This is a genomic window from Erwinia persicina NBRC 102418 (assembly GCF_001571305.1).
GTDB lineage: Bacteria > Pseudomonadota > Gammaproteobacteria > Enterobacterales > Enterobacteriaceae > Erwinia > Erwinia persicina.
Genome location: NZ_BCTN01000001.1, coordinates 478449 through 496011, shown reverse-complemented (window position 1 = coordinate 496011; position 17563 = coordinate 478449). Strand labels below are relative to the sequence as shown.

Annotated in this window: 19 protein-coding genes and 1 tRNA gene; 7 read left to right on the top strand and 13 right to left on the bottom strand. The window is 55.8% G+C overall.

Annotation, left to right across the window (positions count from 1 at the left end):
* The first annotated feature begins 383 nt into the window (after positions 1-383).
* The 3 genes from apbE (at position 384) to EPE01S_RS02170 (ending at position 3840) form a co-directional block, all read left to right on the top strand.
* Positions 384-1433: an FAD:protein FMN transferase ApbE gene (apbE, locus tag EPE01S_RS02180; RefSeq protein ID WP_062742923.1), complete on the top strand. Its 1050-nt coding sequence runs from the start codon at positions 384-386 to the stop codon at positions 1431-1433.
* Between the two features lie 17 nt (positions 1434-1450).
* The gene (gene alkB / locus EPE01S_RS02175) at positions 1451-2092 is read left to right on the top strand and encodes a DNA oxidative demethylase AlkB (RefSeq protein WP_062742922.1); all 642 of its coding nucleotides are present in this window, start codon (positions 1451-1453) and stop codon (positions 2090-2092) included.
* A 95-nt stretch (positions 2093-2187) separates the two neighbouring features.
* A complete protein-coding gene (locus tag EPE01S_RS02170; protein ID WP_062742921.1) occupies positions 2188-3840 on the top strand; it encodes a multidrug ABC transporter permease/ATP-binding protein in 1653 nt (550 codons plus the stop codon).
* A 135-nt stretch (positions 3841-3975) separates the two neighbouring features.
* Here the strand turns inward: EPE01S_RS02170 and EPE01S_RS02165 are convergent, their stop codons facing one another.
* From EPE01S_RS02165 to EPE01S_RS02140, 6 genes are read right to left on the bottom strand one after another with little or no spacing between them, the layout of a single operon-like run.
* On the bottom strand, positions 3976-4770 hold the full coding sequence (locus EPE01S_RS02165; RefSeq protein ID WP_062742920.1) for an amino acid ABC transporter ATP-binding protein: 795 nt from the start codon (positions 4768-4770) through the stop codon (positions 3976-3978).
* Positions 4770-5672 (bottom strand): amino acid ABC transporter permease, encoded by a 903-nt coding sequence (locus tag EPE01S_RS02160; protein ID WP_062742919.1) that lies wholly within the window; start codon positions 5670-5672, stop codon positions 4770-4772. Before EPE01S_RS02160 ends, EPE01S_RS02165 begins: the two co-directional genes overlap by 1 nt.
* Positions 5659-6183, bottom strand: coding sequence for a GNAT family N-acetyltransferase (locus EPE01S_RS02155; RefSeq protein ID WP_062742918.1), 525 nt, complete (start codon positions 6181-6183; stop codon positions 5659-5661). The genes EPE01S_RS02160 and EPE01S_RS02155 overlap by 14 nt, the downstream gene beginning before the upstream one ends.
* 11 nt (positions 6184-6194) lie before the next feature.
* Complete coding sequence (locus EPE01S_RS02150) at positions 6195-7136, bottom strand: ABC transporter substrate-binding protein (RefSeq protein WP_062742917.1); 942 nt, start codon at positions 7134-7136, stop codon at positions 6195-6197.
* A gap of 56 nt (positions 7137-7192) precedes the next feature.
* Positions 7193-8323, bottom strand: a complete 1131-nt coding sequence (locus tag EPE01S_RS02145) for a M20 peptidase aminoacylase family protein (protein WP_062742916.1) — start codon at positions 8321-8323, stop codon at positions 7193-7195.
* Between the two features lie 11 nt (positions 8324-8334).
* Positions 8335-9333 carry an LLM class flavin-dependent oxidoreductase gene (locus EPE01S_RS02140; protein WP_062742915.1) on the bottom strand — a complete coding sequence of 333 codons (999 nt, stop codon included), beginning with the start codon at positions 9331-9333 and terminating at the stop codon, positions 8335-8337.
* Positions 9334-9534: 201 nt separating this feature from the next.
* On the opposite strand from EPE01S_RS02140, the gene EPE01S_RS23565 reads away from it, so the two are divergent.
* On the top strand, positions 9535-9702 hold the full coding sequence (locus EPE01S_RS23565) for a hypothetical protein (RefSeq protein WP_167550574.1): 168 nt from the start codon (positions 9535-9537) through the stop codon (positions 9700-9702).
* Here the strand turns inward: EPE01S_RS23565 and EPE01S_RS02135 are convergent.
* The 3 genes from EPE01S_RS02135 to EPE01S_RS02125 all read right to left on the bottom strand — a co-directional run bounded on the left by EPE01S_RS02135 (position 9699) and on the right by EPE01S_RS02125 (position 11596).
* Positions 9699-10433, bottom strand: coding sequence for a 4'-phosphopantetheinyl transferase family protein (locus EPE01S_RS02135; protein ID WP_062742914.1), 735 nt, complete (start codon positions 10431-10433; stop codon positions 9699-9701). The two genes, EPE01S_RS23565 and EPE01S_RS02135, sit on opposite strands and share 4 nt — an antisense overlap.
* A gap of 73 nt (positions 10434-10506) precedes the next feature.
* Positions 10507-10713 (bottom strand): hypothetical protein, encoded by a 207-nt coding sequence (locus EPE01S_RS02130; RefSeq protein ID WP_062742913.1) that lies wholly within the window; start codon positions 10711-10713, stop codon positions 10507-10509.
* Between the two features lie 196 nt (positions 10714-10909).
* Positions 10910-11596: a B3/B4 domain-containing protein gene (locus EPE01S_RS02125; protein ID WP_062742912.1), complete on the bottom strand. Its 687-nt coding sequence runs from the start codon at positions 11594-11596 to the stop codon at positions 10910-10912.
* Between the two features lie 43 nt (positions 11597-11639).
* Between EPE01S_RS02125 and EPE01S_RS02120 the strand changes: the two genes are divergently transcribed.
* Both EPE01S_RS02120 and EPE01S_RS23325 read left to right on the top strand, forming a co-directional pair.
* Complete coding sequence (locus EPE01S_RS02120; RefSeq protein WP_062742911.1) at positions 11640-12239, top strand: helix-turn-helix domain-containing protein; 600 nt, start codon at positions 11640-11642, stop codon at positions 12237-12239.
* Between the two features lie 329 nt (positions 12240-12568).
* Positions 12569-13549, top strand: a complete 981-nt coding sequence (locus tag EPE01S_RS23325; protein ID WP_157075984.1) for a superantigen-like protein SSL4 — start codon at positions 12569-12571, stop codon at positions 13547-13549.
* 190 nt (positions 13550-13739) lie between these two features.
* On the opposite strand, the gene EPE01S_RS02115 is transcribed toward EPE01S_RS23325, so the two are convergent.
* From EPE01S_RS02115 to EPE01S_RS02105, 3 genes are all read right to left on the bottom strand, one after another.
* Positions 13740-13816 (bottom strand) — tRNA-Pro (locus EPE01S_RS02115).
* A 74-nt stretch (positions 13817-13890) separates the two neighbouring features.
* Entirely contained in the window at positions 13891-15642 is a 1752-nt protein-coding gene (gene yejM / locus EPE01S_RS02110; protein WP_062742910.1) for an LPS biosynthesis-modulating metalloenzyme YejM, read from the bottom strand.
* Positions 15643-15663: 21 nt separating this feature from the next.
* The gene (locus EPE01S_RS02105) at positions 15664-15891 is read right to left on the bottom strand and encodes a YejL family protein (protein WP_062742909.1); all 228 of its coding nucleotides are present in this window, start codon (positions 15889-15891) and stop codon (positions 15664-15666) included.
* Positions 15892-16061: 170 nt separating this feature from the next.
* On the opposite strand from EPE01S_RS02105, the gene yejK reads away from it, so the two are divergent.
* Positions 16062-17066: a nucleoid-associated protein YejK gene (gene yejK / locus EPE01S_RS02100; protein ID WP_062742908.1), complete on the top strand. Its 1005-nt coding sequence runs from the start codon at positions 16062-16064 to the stop codon at positions 17064-17066.
* Between the two features lie 181 nt (positions 17067-17247).
* Here yejK and rplY read toward each other — a convergent pair whose 3' ends face one another.
* Complete coding sequence (gene rplY, locus EPE01S_RS02095) at positions 17248-17532, bottom strand: 50S ribosomal protein L25 (RefSeq protein WP_062742907.1); 285 nt, start codon at positions 17530-17532, stop codon at positions 17248-17250.
* Between the last annotated feature and the right edge of the window lie 31 nt (positions 17533-17563).

The window sequence follows — 17563 nt, the reverse complement described above, 5'->3', positions numbered from 1 at the left end:
TTGTCTGGCGGTTCAGGGGGAATAAGGCAGGATAAACGGTGCAATCAGGCGCAGGCTGCACCATATCAGTGCCGGTGATCTCACCCCGGTGGAGCCGGGGGAGGTCACCGAAGCCTTAACGATGACGTGGGCGATGAAGCTGTCGGGTATGGGTGTGCTTGTAATGCTTAAAGCCTGCAAAGATAATCAAAGCAATTGAAACCATGAGAAGCGCGTAATAGATCATTATGGCTCTCCTTATCATAGTGAATGAAGGGCGCCGGAGTGCCCTGGACAGCCCCCATCCTGGTGACCTATGACGGTAAGATCAAGGTGTCGAATCTGAGTTTTCTCTGCGGCAATGTCCGGTTCGGGCCAGTTTTTAATTAAGATTACAGGCGGATATGAAGAGTAATTGGCGGTATTTTTTAGGTTTAATGGTGGTTTGCTTGCTGGCAGGCTGTGACAACGCTAAGCCTTCAGCGGGATCTGAAGGAATGGTGCTGGAAGGGCGAACAATGGGAACATTCTGGAGGGTAAGTCTGGCGGGTGTGGCACCTGAACGTCGGGAAGCGCTGCAAAATGCCATCCAGCAGCAGCTTGACCAGGACGATCGCGAACTCTCCACCTGGAAAAGTGACTCGGTGCTGTCACGTTTTAACCAGTATCGGGGCAGTGCGCCGCAGCCGGTGAGTCATGATATGGCCGATATCGTCACGCTGTCGCTGCGCATTGGCCAGCAGACGGCAGGGGCGATGGACATCACCATCGGGCCGCTGGTCAATTTGTGGGGTTTTGGCCCCGATAAACAGCCGGTAAAAACGCCCACGCAGCAGGAGATTGATGCCGCCCGGGCGCAGACCGGGCTGGCACATTTGCAGGTGATTAACGCTGCCGGGCAGTCCTGGCTGAAGAAAGATCTGCCCGAACTCTACGTTGATCTGTCTACCGTCGGAGAAGGGTTTGCCACCGACCATCTTGCCCGCCTGATGGAGCAGGAGGGGATTAACCAGTATCTGGTCTCTGTGGGCGGTGCCGTGCTGACACGCGGTAAAAATGCCCAGGGCAATGCCTGGCAGGTGGCGATCCAGAAACCCACCGACCAGGAAAATGCGGTGCAGGCGATAGTCGATCTGCAGGGGCACGGCATCAGTACCTCCGGCAGCTATCGTAACTATTATGAACTGGACGGAAAGCGTATTTCGCACGTCATTGATCCGGCCACCGGCCGGCCAATCCAGCACCGGCTGGTGTCTGCTACGGTGATCGCCACTACCGCGCTGGAAGCGGATGGCTGGGATACCGGGCTGATGGTGCTCGGCACGGAAAAAGCCAAAGCGCTGGCGCTGCGTGAAAAGCTGGCGGTCTATCTGATTTTTAAACAGGGTGATCATTTCACCAGCTGGATGTCGCCGCAGTTTGCCGCCTTTATTCAGCCGTCACCCGCACACTGACAGCCTGAGGAGTTCTGATGTTCGATCTGTTTGCTGACGATGCCCCGTGGCAGGAACCGCTCACCGAAGGCGCCGTGATCCTGCGCCGTCGCGCTCGGGAGAGCGCCGGGGAACTGATGGCGCAGGTGGAGGCGATCGCCGCGTGCAATCCTTTTGAACACCGTATTACGCCAGGCGGGCACCGGATGTCGGTCGCCATGACCAACTGCGGCGATCTCGGCTGGTCCACCGATTCCCGCGGGTATCAGTACAGCGCGCAGGATGAGGCCAGCGGCCAGCGCTGGCCAGCCATGCCGCCGGCCTTCCGCGAACTGGCCGTCGCCTGCGCCGCCGAAGCCGGTTTTAGCGCTTTCAACCCGGACGCCTGTCTGATTAATCGCTATGAGCCCGGTGCAAAGCTGACGCTGCATCAGGATAAAGATGAACGCGATCTGCGCCAGCCGATTGTCTCGGTGTCGCTGGGGCTTCCGGCGGTGTTTTTATTTGGCGGGTTCGATCGTGCGGATGCCTGCCAGCGGGTATTGCTGGAGCAAGGCGACGTGGTGGTGTGGGGAGGGCCCTCACGCCTGCGCTACCACGGCATCCTGCCGCTAAAACCGGGTATTCATCCGCTGACCGGCCCTTTTCGTTATAACCTGACTTTCCGCCGCGCACGCTAGCGCGCGGCCTGAATACGCCCGAATGAGAATTGTTATTGATCTCGTCTTGCTTCTCATTAAACTGCAAGCTGCTTTTTACCTGCCAGGACGTTTTCATGGAGTTGCTTCACGTTGTTTATAAGCAGTATCGCTGGCCGTTTATTCTGGTTATTGCCCTCAGTCTTCTCAGCGCTGCACTGGGAATTGGTCTGATTGCGTTTATTAACCGCGAACTGATCGTGACGCTAAACTCTTCGGTGATGGTGTTACCGCAGTTTCTCGGATTGCTGCTGCTGCTGATGGCGGTGACCCTGGGCTCACAGCTGGCGCTGACCCTGCTCGGCCATCATTTTGTCTATCGCCTGCGCGGCGAGTTTATCAAACGGATCCTCGACACCCGGGTGGAACGCATTGAGCAGATTGGTAATGCCCAGCTGCTGGCCAGCCTTACCAGCGACGTGCGTAATATCACCATTGCCTTTGTACGCCTGCCGGAACTGATTCAGGGTATCATTCTGACGCTGGGGTCGGCCGCCTATCTGGCCTGGCTGTCGCCGAAAATGCTGGTCGTCACCTCTGTCTGGGTAGCGGTCACCATTATTGGTGGCTGGCTGCTGGTCGCGCGGGTGTATCAGCACATGGCGGTGCTGCGTGAGACGGAAGACCGTCTCTACCACGACTTTCAGATCATTATCGAGGGACGCAAAGAGCTGGCGCTGAACCGCCAGCGAGCACAGCAGATCTTTGAAAACGTCTACGGTGAAGATGCCCGGACCTATCGCCACCATATTGTGCGGGCCGATACTTACCATCTCAGCGCCGTGAACTGGTCGAATATTATGATGCTGGGGGCCATTGGCCTCGCGTTCTGGCTGGCCAACAGCCTGGGCTGGGCAGATACGGCCGTCGCCGCGACCTATTCCCTGACCCTGCTGTTCCTGCGTACGCCCATGCTGTCGGCAGTGGGTGCACTGCCCACGCTGCTGACGGCGCAGGTGGCATTTAACAAGCTGAATACCTTCAATCTGGCACCTTATGAGGCCGACTTTCCGCAGCTTCCGGCGGCACAAAACTGGCAGACGCTGGAGCTGCGCAACCTGGTGTTCCACTATGGCGACAAGGGTTTTCACGTTGGCCCGGTGAATATGACCCTGAAGCGCGGCGAACTGGTATTCCTGATCGGCGGCAACGGCAGCGGTAAATCCACGCTGGCGATGCTGCTGACCGGGCTGTATCAGCCGGTATCCGGTGAAATCCTGCTGGACGGGCAAAGGGTGGCCCCTGAATCAATGGAGAGCTATCGCCGTCTGTTCTCGGCGGTATTTACCGACGTGCATCTGTTTGATCGTCTGATTGACGATCGCGGGCAGGCCGTTGATCCGGCGCTGGTACAAAGCTGGCTGGAACGGCTGAAAATGCAGGATAAGATCAAACTGGAAGGCAATCGGGTACTGAACCTGCAGCTGTCGAAAGGGCAGACCAAGCGCCTGGCGCTGCTGCTGGCAACCGCCGAGCAGCGCGACATTCTGCTGCTCGATGAGTGGGCCGCCGATCAGGATCCGCATTTCCGTCGTATCTTCTACCGCGAGCTGCTGCCGTGGCTGCAGTCACTGGGGAAAACGGTGTTTGCCATCAGTCATGACGATCACTATTTCCTGCACGCTGACCGTCTGCTGGAAATGCGCGACGGCACGCTGACCGAGCTGACGGGCACCGAGCGCGATGCCGCTACCCTCGATGCCGTCAGGCGCACCGAGACGCTGGGCTGATTTCAGATAACGTCCGTGTTGCTGGCCGACCGGGGCAGAGGGGCGGCCACGCCGGCAGTCACTATTGCCCGGCACGGGACGACCCTTTCCCCGGTCATCCCGTGCTGATGTCGGGAATTGTGGCTCAGGCTGGCCTCACAATACCTTCGCCAGAAAACGCCGCGTCCTTGGATGCTGCGGCTGGTTCAGTACCTGCCAGGCGCTGCCCTGTTCGACGATCTTTCCTTCGACCATAAACACCACGTTATCCGCAACTTCACGGGCAAAACCGATCTCATGGGTCACCACGACCAGCGTCCTCCCGGAGCGAGCCAGCTGCTTAATGGTGTCCAGCACCTCTCCGACCAGCTCCGGATCAAGAGCCGATGTCGGTTCATCAAACAGGATGACCTTCGGATTTAACGCCAGCGCCCGGGCAATCGCCACGCGCTGTTGCTGACCGCCGGAAAGATGGCGCGGCCATGCCCCGGCTTTATGCCGCAGGCCAACGGTGTCGAGCAGCTGTAACGCCCGTTCTTCTGCTGCCGCCCGCGTTAATTGCTTATGGGCCAGCGGCGCTTCGATAATATTTTCCAGCACCGTAAGATGAGGGAACAAATTGAAATTCTGAAACACATAGCCTACCCCGATACGCTGCCGGAGGATCGCCTTCTCCTTCAGCTCATACAGCTTATTCCCTTTGCGCTGGTAACCAATGTAGTCACCATCAATACGGATCAGCCCCTCATCCACCCGCTCGAGATGGTTGATGGCGCGCAGCAGCGTGGACTTCCCTGAACCTGACGGGCCGAGGATCACCGTCACTGAACCCGGGAGCAATTCCAGCGATACCTCGTCCAGCGCCTTAAAACGGCCATAGCTTTTACTGACCCCGGCAATGGAAATATGACCCAGCGTGGCGTCGCTGTGCAGATCGATAGCTTCAGACATTATGAGCTCCTGACGGGGGTGATGGCGGCATGCAGCCGGGTTGATGAGAGACGGCTGACCGGCTCACGGGTCGCCCCGCGTGCCAGCCAGCGTTCAACGTAGTATTGCAAAACCGACAGCACGGTAGTGATCAGCAGATACCAGACCGCCGCCACCATCAGCAGCGGGATCACCTGTTGCGTGCGGTTATAAACCATCTGGATGGTGTAAAACAGCTCCGGCATCGCCAGTACGTATACCATCGCGGTCCCTTTGGCGAGGCTGATAATTTCGTTAAAGCCGGTTGGAATAATGGATCGCAGCGCCTGCGGCAGAATAATGCGCAGCGTGCGGCGCGAAGAGGGCAGACCCAGCGCGGCGGCGGCTTCAAACTGCCCCTGATCCACGCCGGTAATGCCGCCACGAATGATTTCGGCAGTATAGGCCGCCTGCACCAGCGTCAGCCCGATCACCGCCGTACTGAACTGCCCCAGGACATCAATGGTTTTGTACTCCACCAGTGTTAACGGGGTAAAGGGAACGCCCAGCGATAAGGTGTCGTAAAGGTAGGAGAAGTTATAGAGAATAATCAGCACCACGATCAGCGGCAGCGAACGGAACAGCCAGATATAGCCGAACGCCAGACCGGAGAGTAACCAGGACGAGGAGAGGCGGGCCAGCGCCAGCCCCACGCCCAGCAGAATACTCAGCAGGCTGGCGATCAGCGTCAGCAGCAGCGTCTGCCCGAGGCCGCTGAGGATGGCGGGTGCAAAGAACCAGTGGGCGAATACCGACCACTCCCAGCGTGGATTAAACGCGATCGACTGGATCACTACGGCCAGAATAAACAGGGCAACGACCGCCCCAACCAGCCGCAGCGGATAGCGGGCAGGCACCACGCGCAGGGTTTCATTCGGTTTCATGGGCGGCTCCTGACTCGGCGTGATGGTGAAGTGCTTTGGTGAAACGCAGGCGGCCATCGTAAGGCGGCAGGCTGTACTCTTCCGGGTCACGCTGCGTGTCGAACTGTGGTTGATAGCCATGTGATAAATAGAGGCGTACCGCTTCCGGCTGACGAAAGCCGGTGGTCAGATAAACCTGTCGGTAACCCGCCAGTCGGGCGCGTCGCTCCAGCTCAACCAGTACTTTCAGCGCCAGTCCCTGACGGCGCAGATCGCTGCGCGTCCAGATGCGCTTTAATTCGGCCGTCTCTACGTCGAAAGCCTTATAAGCCCCCATCGCAATAATGACCCCGTCGCGCTCCAGTACCACAAACATCCCCTGCGGGGGCAGATACCATTCGGTCAGTTCGACTTCGGCATCCCGGGCAAAAAAGTCACCATAGCGGGCGCTGTATTCTCCGAAGAGTCCGTCAATAATTGATGTCAGCTCCGGTGCCTCCGGTGACAGCTGGCGAAATTGTTCATGGCTCATACTGACCTCCGTTAGTCACCCAGCCCCGGCGGGTTGATTTCAGAACGATCGAGGCGCTCAATGCTTTCGCCCCAGCGGTTGAGGACCTTGTCGTACTCGCCGCCTTTGATCACGCCATTCAGCGCAGCGTTAACGGCGGCCACCAGCCCGTTGCCTTTCTTCAGCGTCACCGCGATATGGGCCGCTTTCGGCCAGCCGCCATCCACGGTGCCCACCCGTTTTGTTTTACCGGTCAGTGCGGCTTTCCAGGCACCAATGACGTTCGGCCCGAAATAGGCATCGGCACGACCGGACTGTAATGCCAGCGTCTGGGCCGCATCATCTTTCACGTAGTTAGGCGTAAACGGCTTCAGCCCTTTTTTCTGATTCTCTTCATCCCAGGCCAGCAGGATCGCTTCCTGATTGGTACCGGAACCGACAATAATGCGCAGTCCGGCAATATCTTCGGCTTTGGTCAGTGAAGTAATTTTGCTGTCCGATTTCACGTAGAAACCGAGGGAATCTTTACGGTAGGTCGCGAAATCGAATTTTTCTTTGCGCGCTTTGGTGACGGTGACATTGGTGATGGCGGCATCATATTTGCCGGAGCTGACGCCCAGCGGCCAGTCTTCCCAGGAGGTCGGCACCACGTTCAGCTCCAGCCCGAGGCTGTCGGCGACCAGGCGGGCGATATCCACTTCACTGCCCTGCAGGGTTTTGTTGTCATCAGAAAAGAGCGTCAGCGGTGGGGAATTCAGCGCGGCAACCGCCACGGTAAACTTGCCCGGCACGGCCAGTTTCAGATCCTTTGGCAGCAGAGCAACGGCCTCGGGTTTCACCGGCGCATGCACGGGGGCCGCATTCGCCTCGACGCTGATGCCGGTGCCATTAATGTTGACGGTTTCTGCCTTTGCCGTGGTGCCAAGCCACAGGGAGGCACTGAGCAGGCCCAGTAATACGGATGTTTTTTTCATAGTGACTGACTCTTATTATGATGAAACTGCAGATGAAAAGGGCCGGTTCCTGCCCGTTAAGCGATCTCGTTCAGGGCCGCTTCCGCCAGCTGGCTGAAGTATTCTGCGGCGGGGTACAGCAGGGCTTCATCCGGATTAAAACCTGGATGGTGCAGACCAAATTCACTGTCGCTGCCGATGCTGACGAAGGTGCCCGGCGTGTTATGCAGATAGAAGGCAAAATCTTCGCCCCCCATCTGCAGCTCGGCCTCCTGCACGTCGTAACCCTGGCGGGCAGCCACCTGTTTACTGAACTCAGCCCAGTGCCCGGTATTAATTAATGCAGGCGGGCCAGGATGCCAGTTCAGTTCTGCCCGGCCACCCAACCCCGCGGCAATACCGGCTATCAGCTGACGCAGCCGCTGCGGCAGTTCACTGCGGATGTCATCGTTATGGGTGCGCACCGTGCCTTCCAGCACCACCTGCTGCGGTAAGACGTTCCAGGTGTTGCCGCCTTCAATGCGAGTGACGCTGACCACCACTGATTCCAGCGGGCTGTAACTGCGGCTGACCAGGGTCTGTAAGGCACTGACGATCTGGCTGGCGATCACAATCGCATCCACGCCTTCCTGCGGGCGGGCCGCATGGGCACCTTTGCCGTACACATCGATATCAAAACGGTCGACATTGGCATAAAACGGGCCGCCGCGCGTGGCAAAGGTGCCCACTGGCAGCTCCGGCGCGTTGTGCATACCGAAGATCGCTGCAACATCCTGTAATGCCCCCGCTTTTATCAACGTCCTTGCGCCGCCGAAACGCTCCTCTGCCGGCTGGAACAGCAGGCGTACACGGCCAGGGAGATCTGTTTCGCGCGCTTTCAGCAGTCTGGCCGCCCCCAGTATCACTGAGGTGTGCACATCATGCCCGCAGGCGTGCATCACACCCGCGTGTTGCGAACGGAACGGCACCGGGACGATCTCGTCAATCGGCAGGGCATCAATGTCGGCACGCAGGGCAATCAGGGGGGCGCCCTGGCCGATCTCCGCCACTACGCCGGTGTCCAGTCCGTAGGGCAGTAGCCGGATATCGGCATCTTTCAGCCAGCCGGTGATGCGTTCCGTGGTGGCAAACTCCTCGTTCGACAACTCAGGATACTGATGCAGTTCCCGACGCCAGGCGACGAGCTGTTGTGCAAGAGATGGGCTCATGGTCCGGTTCCTTATGCGGCAACCAGCTGGTGGGTGGCCAGCAGTTGCAGGGATTTCAGGCGTGGAGCACCGGCAGTGATCGGGGTATCAATAATGAATTCTTCCACTCCGAAACGCTGATGCAAAGCGTCCAGCTGGGCGTGAACCTGTGCGGCAGTGCCCTTCAGTACGGCGGATTCACGGGGTTCAATCCGGTGCTGCTTTGCACCTGACTGACGAATAAAGGCTTCGGCCTGGGCAAGATTGCCCACGGTGACGCTTTGGCCGTTATCCACATGCACGCGGAATTGTTGTAAATCAGCTGCCAGCAGATCGGCTTCGGCTTCGTTATCGGCAACAATGGCCTGTACGGCCAGCAGCGGGGATTGTCCTTTGCTGTGCGTGCGGTAAGTGGTCAGGGCGCGGTCCAGTTCCTGCCTGTCGCCATTCAGGTGGGCAGCAAACACAAACTGCCAGTTCAGCTCTGCGGCCAGTTGAGCACTGGCTTCGCTGGCACCCAGCAGAAAGCGGGTCGCCGGGCGGGGTGGCAGCGGCGTCGCCAGCAACGGATCTTCACCTTCAGTGGCAGGGGAAGACGTCAGCCACTGATCCAGCGCGCGCAGCTGGCTGATAAAGTCGCCTTTTGCCTCAGGGTTTATGCCCTGCTGTAAGGCTTTTGTGGAAAGCGGGAGCCCGCCAGGGGCTTTACCGACACCCAGATCGACGCGGCCAGGGGCCAGCGAGGCCAGCAGATTAAAATTCTCCGCGACTTTGTACGGGCTGTAGTGCTGCAACATCACGCCGCCGGAGCCCACACGGATGTGGCGGGTGTGCGCCAGAACCCAGGCGATCAGTATCTCGGGTGACGGGCTGGCCAGCGCCGGCGTATTGTGATGCTCTGCCAGCCAGAATCGGTGGTATCCCAGCGCTTCTGCGCGCTGTGCCAGCGTCAGGGTGCGTGCCAGTGCCGTGGTTGCGGTTTCGCCTTCGGCCAGCGGGCTCTTATCCAGTAAGCTCAGTCGGTAAGCCATAATGCATCCTTGAACGGTATCAGTTGCCGGCAATTATTGAAGCGGTGACCGCCGCTGTAAAACAACAATTCTGGCTAATATCAGTCCTGAAATGGGATAGGGGGCTTATGCCGGGAACTGGCAAAGGCTGTGCAAAATGGGTATTTTGCCAGGCAGAAAGCGTCAGGTTAAATAAAGGTTCACTTGAAAGAGGAACAGACGATGAATGGTATCTGGCTGCACTTCACACGATTTTTTCAGGCACCCTCGGGGATGGCAACACTGGACAGCTGTCGGGTGATCGAAGCAATGATGCCGATGGGCGAACTGTATGGCGTTCATCTGTACGATCTTCCTCCGCTGCAGCAGCGACCGGACGAATCGCGTTAATTTTCCGTCGACGACGAGGCGGTAACCCAGGTCATTACGCGATCGGCGTGCAGCAGGGCTCTGCCTTCGAAGATGCGCCCGACGGTCATTATCGGGGAAAATGTTTGTGTCAGGCGCAGACGGAGTGATTGCAGATCTGCACTGCAGGCGACGATCTCCGCTGCGCTGAAATCCATAAACTGCTTTATCTGCGGATAGAGCGCCTTGTACAGACTCTCTTTGACAGAGAATGCCACCGTCAGCGCGGTGGCGAAGGGCACCTCAGACTGTGCCAGCCGCTGTTTTTCCCCGACACCGATCAGCATTTTCCATGTCTCGCTGGCCATCTCTTCCGACATGATCGTTTCACAATCGACGCCCGGTATCACATCCTGACGCTGCGTCAGCAAAGCACATATTTGCTGATGGGTGTGAGACAGAGAGCCGTTAATACCCTCTGGCCATAGTGGGGCGCGATCCGGCCCGTTACTCAGGACAAAATCCGTAATACCCCAGTTGGCCAGCGCCTGTTGCAGGCAGTAACGGCTGGCGAGGTATTCCGCACGACGCTTTTTAACCGCCCGCTGCAGGTGAACAGGTGTCGGAATATTCAGCCGGTTAAACAGAGATTCACTAAAATGAGCGACGTCATAACGCACGTCCAGCAGGCTGATATCAGGGGCGTCAGGCAGCGGTTGCAGCGAACAGTCAGTAATAAAGGGTGAAGAAGGCGAAATATTCAGTGCAGACATAGCCACTAACCTGTTAAAAAAACGATAGATTATTTAAACAGGTTAGTGGCTGGATATCAAAAAACGTGAGGCATTATTGATTCGGTGGGATCGCAAAGCTTTTCAGCGAAACGACAAAATGGTCATGCCCTTTGGAGATTTTGGCACCGCGATCGCACCACTGGCTGGCAAGCCGGAAAAAATCGTCACTGTCGATATCATAAGCCAGCTCCACCTTACTGATACCTGAGTGAAGCAGCTCTTCCGCATCTTTGAAGCTCTTAGCTTTAATCATTGCCATTTGAGTTATCTCTGTCTACACAATGCCATAAAAGTGTAACGACAGCGTATGATATTATTGTGACAGTATTGTTGCAGAGACGGAGATTGAGAGTTTCGCCACGTTTTACGGCGGGGATTTACTACCCGGTGACGAATAATCGCCTGTAAAAACAGCAGGGAAGCTCTCCGGTGGCGAAACGCTGACGGTAAAACAGTCAGTCAAGGGTGATTAACCGTTGCCCGATCTTTGCTGCGGGCATCATCTGTTGCAGGCCGTCAACCAGTTCATCGCCGGCGCGGTGCAGTGCCTCCAGCGGCATCTCCGGCAGACTTTCCAGAATAAACCACATTTGCCGGGCGCTGGCATCTAACCGCGTGCGAACGCCCTGGCGCCAGTTCCAGCGGCGGCAGGTCACGCCGACGTCATCACACCAGATCACTTCCCCGGCTTCTGCCGTTTCATACACCGGCTCACCGTCTTTTAGGGTGTCAAACTGCTCTGTCCCTTCCGCCACGATCAGTCTGGGCTGGCCGACATAGGCGGCACTGTTTTCCCCGCCCACCGGCAGCGCATATTTAATGCTGATCGCATTATACAGATCCACGACCGGGTCGATGGCGGGTAGGGTGCCGTCTTTCAGAACGCGCTTGCGTAATGCTTCAGCAGAACAGGGCGTCCGTTTCGGTTTAGCACCGAAGGCTTTAAAGACCTCCGACCAGGCGCTGAGGTGAGCCTCAGCCCAGGGGGCATCGACCAGCACGCCCTGACAGGCGGCGGCCAGGGCCTGCTGGCCGATGGCCGCATTCACCAGCGGGGCGGCCTCAACCACAATACTCAGCGCTCTGAAGTGGGGGGCGATGATGGCAATGTCGGGATGGATTGACGGGTGGACGTTATGCATCAGATAATCCTGTAATGACTATTTTATTCCATGGTAATGACTAATGACGGAAAAAGTCAATATATCGACTGATTTGGGTGCTGATGTGAACTCGGTAAGCCACGCGCTGGCCGCCAGAATAAAAGATTTCCGTAAGCAGCAAAAATTCACCCTTGATGAATTATCACGCCGGGCAGGCGTCAGCAAAGGGATGCTGGTTGAAATAGAAAAGGGCACGGCCAATCCCAGTATTGCGATCTTATGCAAAATCTCTGCTGCGATGGGGGTATCGGTGGCGGATATTGTCGATGTCGCGGGTAAACCCGCCGCTCATCTGGTCGGGGAGGCCGACATTCCCGTTCTGTGGCGAGGGGAGCAGGGCGGAACGGCCCGTTTGCTGGCAGGCACCAGTGGGCCAGATATGGTCGAACTCTGGCGCTGGGAGATGGCCCCGGGCGAACGTTTCTCTTCTGCCAGTCATCCGGCGGGTACCTGTGAACTGTTTCATACCGACGAGGGAGTGTTAAGCCTGCAGGTGGATGGCTGCGTGCTGACCGTGCCGAAAGGGTGTTCGGCGGTGGCGAGAACCGATGTGCCACATCATTATGCCAATGAGGGAACAGGCTGGCTGATCTTTACCATGACGGTGGCAGAGCGCCATTAATGCAGTACTAGTGACTTTAATATGGCTTGGCTTTGTTGAGTCAATCGAACTTTTGACTGTCATCAGGATCAGGCCACTCCCTTCCCGATCCTGTAAGAGTGTCACGTGGCAAAACAAACCATGGGCAACGGGGGGTAATATATGACTTGTCACGTCATATCTCAGTGACTCTATAACTTTTGCGTAAAATTTAAAATTTTTTGCAATTTTGATTCCTACCTAAAACAGTTACTTCCCTAAACTCTCCAATATTCGTTGATCTAAATCAATTTCAGTTTGTTTGGTAAGTGTATAAATACGTCAACTTAATTTGCTTTGGAAATTAACAAATGAAAATGAAATTGATTGTAATTCTCATGTCTTCTGCTTGTTCTTTCTCAATTTTTGCTGCCGATATCCATCAGGGAGAACAGGCACTCTCACATGCAAGCCGTATGAGTTCTGCGGCTGAAAGCCGTGTAAATGCCGCCGCTTCTTCATATGGAAGTGGTTCTCCTTCTTCATGGGCTGATGCTTCTGAAAGTGCAGCAAGAGAACAGACTAATGCTAATGCACAAATGAGAGGTGCAATCAGCACACTGGCTAATGCTACAGCAACTCAGCGTGGCCCAATTGCTTCACCGCAGGTACAGCATCCACAGGCCACACCTACAATTAACGCACCTCAAGCAGTACCACATAAAACACCTTCTTACAGCGTGCCTACTAAGGCTGCACAGTTAACACCACAACGAACACCATCCATCCAGCGTACGCCGTCTTATAGTGTACCCACTGTGCAGAGGAAACAGTTAACACCACAAATGACACCATCCATCCAGCGTACGCCATCATATAGTGTACCCACTGTACAGAGGAAACAGTTAACGCCTCAGATTGCACCAACCAAACAGTTAACACCGTCTTACAGCGTGCCTGCTGTTAAGAAGAACCAGCTCACCCCCACTAAGCAGCCTCAAATTACTGGTGCTACTTACCGTTCCTATGTTACTCAATTACAGGTGGCTACAATTAACGTTTCAGCTAGCAGCCTGAAGCCAAACACACCTGTTAATGTCACAGTGAACGGTGTGACTAATACGGTACCTGCTTCTACTCTCGCACCTTCTACCCAGGTATCTGTTCCTCATGTACCGGCTTTCGTTAATGTGACTAACAGTAATACACATGATAAAGCCTCTCAGCATTCTGGAAATAACAATGATAATCGCGGCAGTGATAACGCTCACAGTCATGCTTTTGGTGGGCATGGTTACGGCGCAGATAACAGCCGTTCAGAGGGGTTCGGTGGGCATTCACATTTCCACTGATTAAGGTGCTTTCTACGGATAAAAAGGGTTTGATTCGGACGGGGCGGGTAAACAGACAAGGGTTTGGGATCAGTCGCCGGACGGGATATGACGCTGAATGAACCCTGTCACGGTAGTGGCTTGTGCCACGATGCGAACCCGGGTCGGGGAAGAAGTGAAACAGGGACGTTGCTGTGGGGAAAGTAAAAATTGGTCGGCACGGAGAGATTTGAACTCTCGACCCTCGCCACCCCATGACGATGCGCTACCAGGCTGCGCTACGCGCCGACGTTGAGACTATATTACTGAACTTCTTCCTGAATGCAAGATGCTAACGTCTTGACTGCTTTAGATTTATACAGTTAGTCGGCAATAAAGCGTTTTTCATCCGTCAAAACCTGCAACAGCAAGGCCAGCTGAGGTTTGTGGTTTTTCAGCTTCTGCCCCTGCAGATCCCACGCGGCATAGTTTCCGTTGTTATCCAGCACCAGCGTCTCCTGAGGGGTCGTTATCAGCAGTTGATGGTTGGTGCTGCTGGCCACCCAGTTGTGGCGGCGCTGAGCGGCAAACAAATCTTCGCCCTGTGAATAGTCTTGAGCTGGCGTGCTCACGTGCAGCAGGCGTTGCATCAGGGTGGTCATAATATCCTGATGGTCGGTCAGCTTATTGATGGTCTGCGCCGGCGTCTGTGGCCAGTGAACGACCAGGGGCACCTGCAGCATTTCCCGGTTTCCCTGACCCGATTCACCATTCAGCACAACGCCGTGCTGGGCAGTGATCACCACCACGGTATTGGCCAGTAATCCCTTCTGCTCCAGGGTGGTCAGCACGTTCTGGATCTGCTGGTCGACGTTGGCTGCTGCGCGGTTATAACGTCGTGCACTAAACTTCTCCGTCGCATCGCTGCTGTCAGAAGTCGACAGAGACAGGTAGGAAAACCACGGCATATCTTCGCTTTTATGGCCTTCCAGCCAGCGCTGCCACTGACGGGTTGTTTCTGCATTCGACTGGCTTTGCGTCGCCGGTAATGAGAAGTCAGTGAGCAAAGCCTGACGATAAAGCGGCGAGTTAAAGCCGTCGCTGGCAAACAGGCCGAACTGATAACCCTGCTGCCCCAGCGCATTAATCAGCGTGGAAGGGATACGCGACGACAGTACGCCATCCATATAGCTCGGCGAAATACCGTAAAACAGACCAAACAACCCGGTATCTTCATGGGTGCCCGAGCTGAAATGCTGGCTGAAGCGCACGTTACTTTCGGCAAAACGTGTCAGATTAGGCAGCGACTTCGCCATGGAGGCTTCATTCAGCCCATCAACGGTTATCACCAGCAGGTTATTGCGCGTGCCCCTGTCCCGGAAAGTAATATCATTGAGCGGATAGGCAACGGAAACCGCTTCAGGATTCCCCTGTTGCACCAACCGGCGCTGATACTCCTGTGCATCCAGCAGGCCGTGTTTTTCCAGAAACCGCCGGGCGGTCATCGGATAGGAGAGGGGCAGGTTAGAGCGCTGCATGGTCACAGGGCGATAGAAATTGGCATCAGCCCAGATGTACATCAGATGACTGGCAAAAAAGGCGCTGATAAACAGCCCTGCCAGCGGTTTACCAAAGCTGCGGCGGTTCAGACTGCGCAGCTTTTGCCAGCTCCAGGTGGCAAACAACATCTCCACCAGAAAAATGGCCGGCACGCTAATAAACATCAGCTGCCAGTCGCGCGCCATCTCACTTTGATCAGGATTCACCACCAGTTCCCAGACTACCGGGTTAAGGTGCAGGTGGAAGCGCGCGAACACAGCGCTGTCGACCAGGATCAATGTCATTCCGGCGGTGGCAATAATCGCCGAGAGAAAACGCAGCAACCGCTGGGACATCACCACAAAGGTGAGCGGGAACACAATCAGCAGGTAGGCGGCAAAGACGATAAAACTGAAATGGCCGATCCAACTGCTAAACGCGTAAATACGGCCGGCCAGCGAGGCTGGCCAGTCGGAGACAAGCAGGTAACGGCTGCCAAGAATGAAGGCAAAAATGATGTTAAACAGGGCGAACCAATGCCCCCAGCTAATCATCTGGGAGACTTTTTCACGGTAGCGCTGCCGATTTGTTACCATATTGGGGTCAGGATCGTCTCATTAATGGGCTTTTTCATCGCGTACCGAAGCCTGCAGGGCCTCGGCAAACGAACGTGCCATCGCCTGGCGCTGTGCCGGTGCCACGCTGGTATTCAGTAAGTTGGTCACCATATTTCCCAAAACCATCAGGGAAAGATCGGTTGGGGTCTGGTTAGTTTCCAGTACCTGGACCATTTCTGCGAGGATCTTCTCCACGCGCTCGTTGCTGTAGCGGGATGATTGTGCCATAACGTCTATTTTATTACTGAGGTTTAAAAAGCGCTATCTTACCGTAAGGACGCGCTTTTTTCTGCTTTTTTATCGCAAAGAAACGCGAATGAACTGTGCATGATTCTGGCAGTTGATCGAAAGGGCGCACAGTGATTGAATACGCGCCTGTGTCTAAAGGAGAGTTTACCATGAGTCTGGATATCGCCCAGATTGCCCTTCACCAGATGATCAAGCGTGACGAACAGACGCTGGAACTGGTTCTGCGTGATTCACTGTTACCGTCCACTGCGACGGTGACGGCAATGATGGAAGAGCTGCATCGGGTTTACAGCGCCAAGAGCAAAGCCTATGGCCTGTTCAATGAAGAGAGCGAACTGGCCGATGCGTTGCGCAACTGCCGCAAAGGGGAAAATGATTTTCTTGCTTTCAGCCGTGCCGCCAGTGCGCGCCTGCGCGACGAGTTAAGTAAATATCCGTTTGCAGAAGGGGGCGTGGTGCTGTTTGGCCACTATCGCTATCTGGCGGTGGAGTACCTGCTGATTGCCGTACTGAGCAGCCAGAACAGCATGCGTGTTAACGAAGAGCTGGATATCAGCAGCACCCATTATCTGGATATTAACCATGCCGATATTGTGGCACGCATCGATCTGACCGAGTGGGAAACCAACCCGGAGTCAACGCGCTATCTGACCTTCCTGCGCGGACGGGTAGGACGCAAGGTCGCCGACTTCTTTATGGACTTTCTCGGTGCCAGCGTCGGGCTGGATACGAAAGCGCAAAACCGTGGCCTGCTCCAGGCCGTTGATGACTATTGCGCCGAGGCCAGCCTGGATAAAAACGAGCGGCAGAATTATCGTCAGCAGGTGTCGGCCTACTGCAACGAGCAGCTTAAATCCGGTGAGGAGATCGCGCTGCAAGGGGTGTCTGACGAGCTGCCCCCATGGGGAGAGAAAACCTTCCAGGCCTTTACTCAGGAGCAGGGCTATGAACTGGAAGAGAGCTTTCCGGCCGACCGCAGTACACTGCGTCAGTTGACCAAATTTGCCGGTAGCGGTGGCGGGCTGACGATCAATTTTGATGCGATGCTGCTGGGTGAGCGTATCTTCTGGGATCCGGCGACGGATACCCTGACTATCAAAGGCACGCCGCCAAATCTGCGTGACCAGTTACAGCGCCGTACCAGCGGCAAATAACGCTCTCATTTTCCCGGTGGCGAACCTTCTTTTGCCGTTCGCTACCCATGCGACTGGCCAGACGGGGCATCCGGGAAAAAGGGCATTCCCGACAGCGGTGGATGACAAGTCGGGCTGCCGGATTCAGACGAAAAAAAACGCCGCATTAAGCGGCGTTTTTTCACATCAAACGGACGGGCGATTAAGCGCGAACGAAGTCGATGTGGTGCAGTTTTGGCTTGAACGGGTGACGCTGTACAGCCTGCACTTTTACTTTAGTTTCTTTGCCATCGACAACCAGAGTCAGAACTTCGTCGTAGAAACCAGGCTTTGCCTGCATGTTCAGTACGGAGTCATGGTCCAGTTCGATAGCAACAGCTGCTTCATTTCCGCCATAGATGATGGCCGGGAATTTGTTAGCTAAACGCAGGCGGCGGCTCGCACCCTTGCCCTGCTCTTTACGAGCTTCAACATTAATAGTGAACATTTTTAAGTCTCTTCAAGTTTTATTCCTGCTA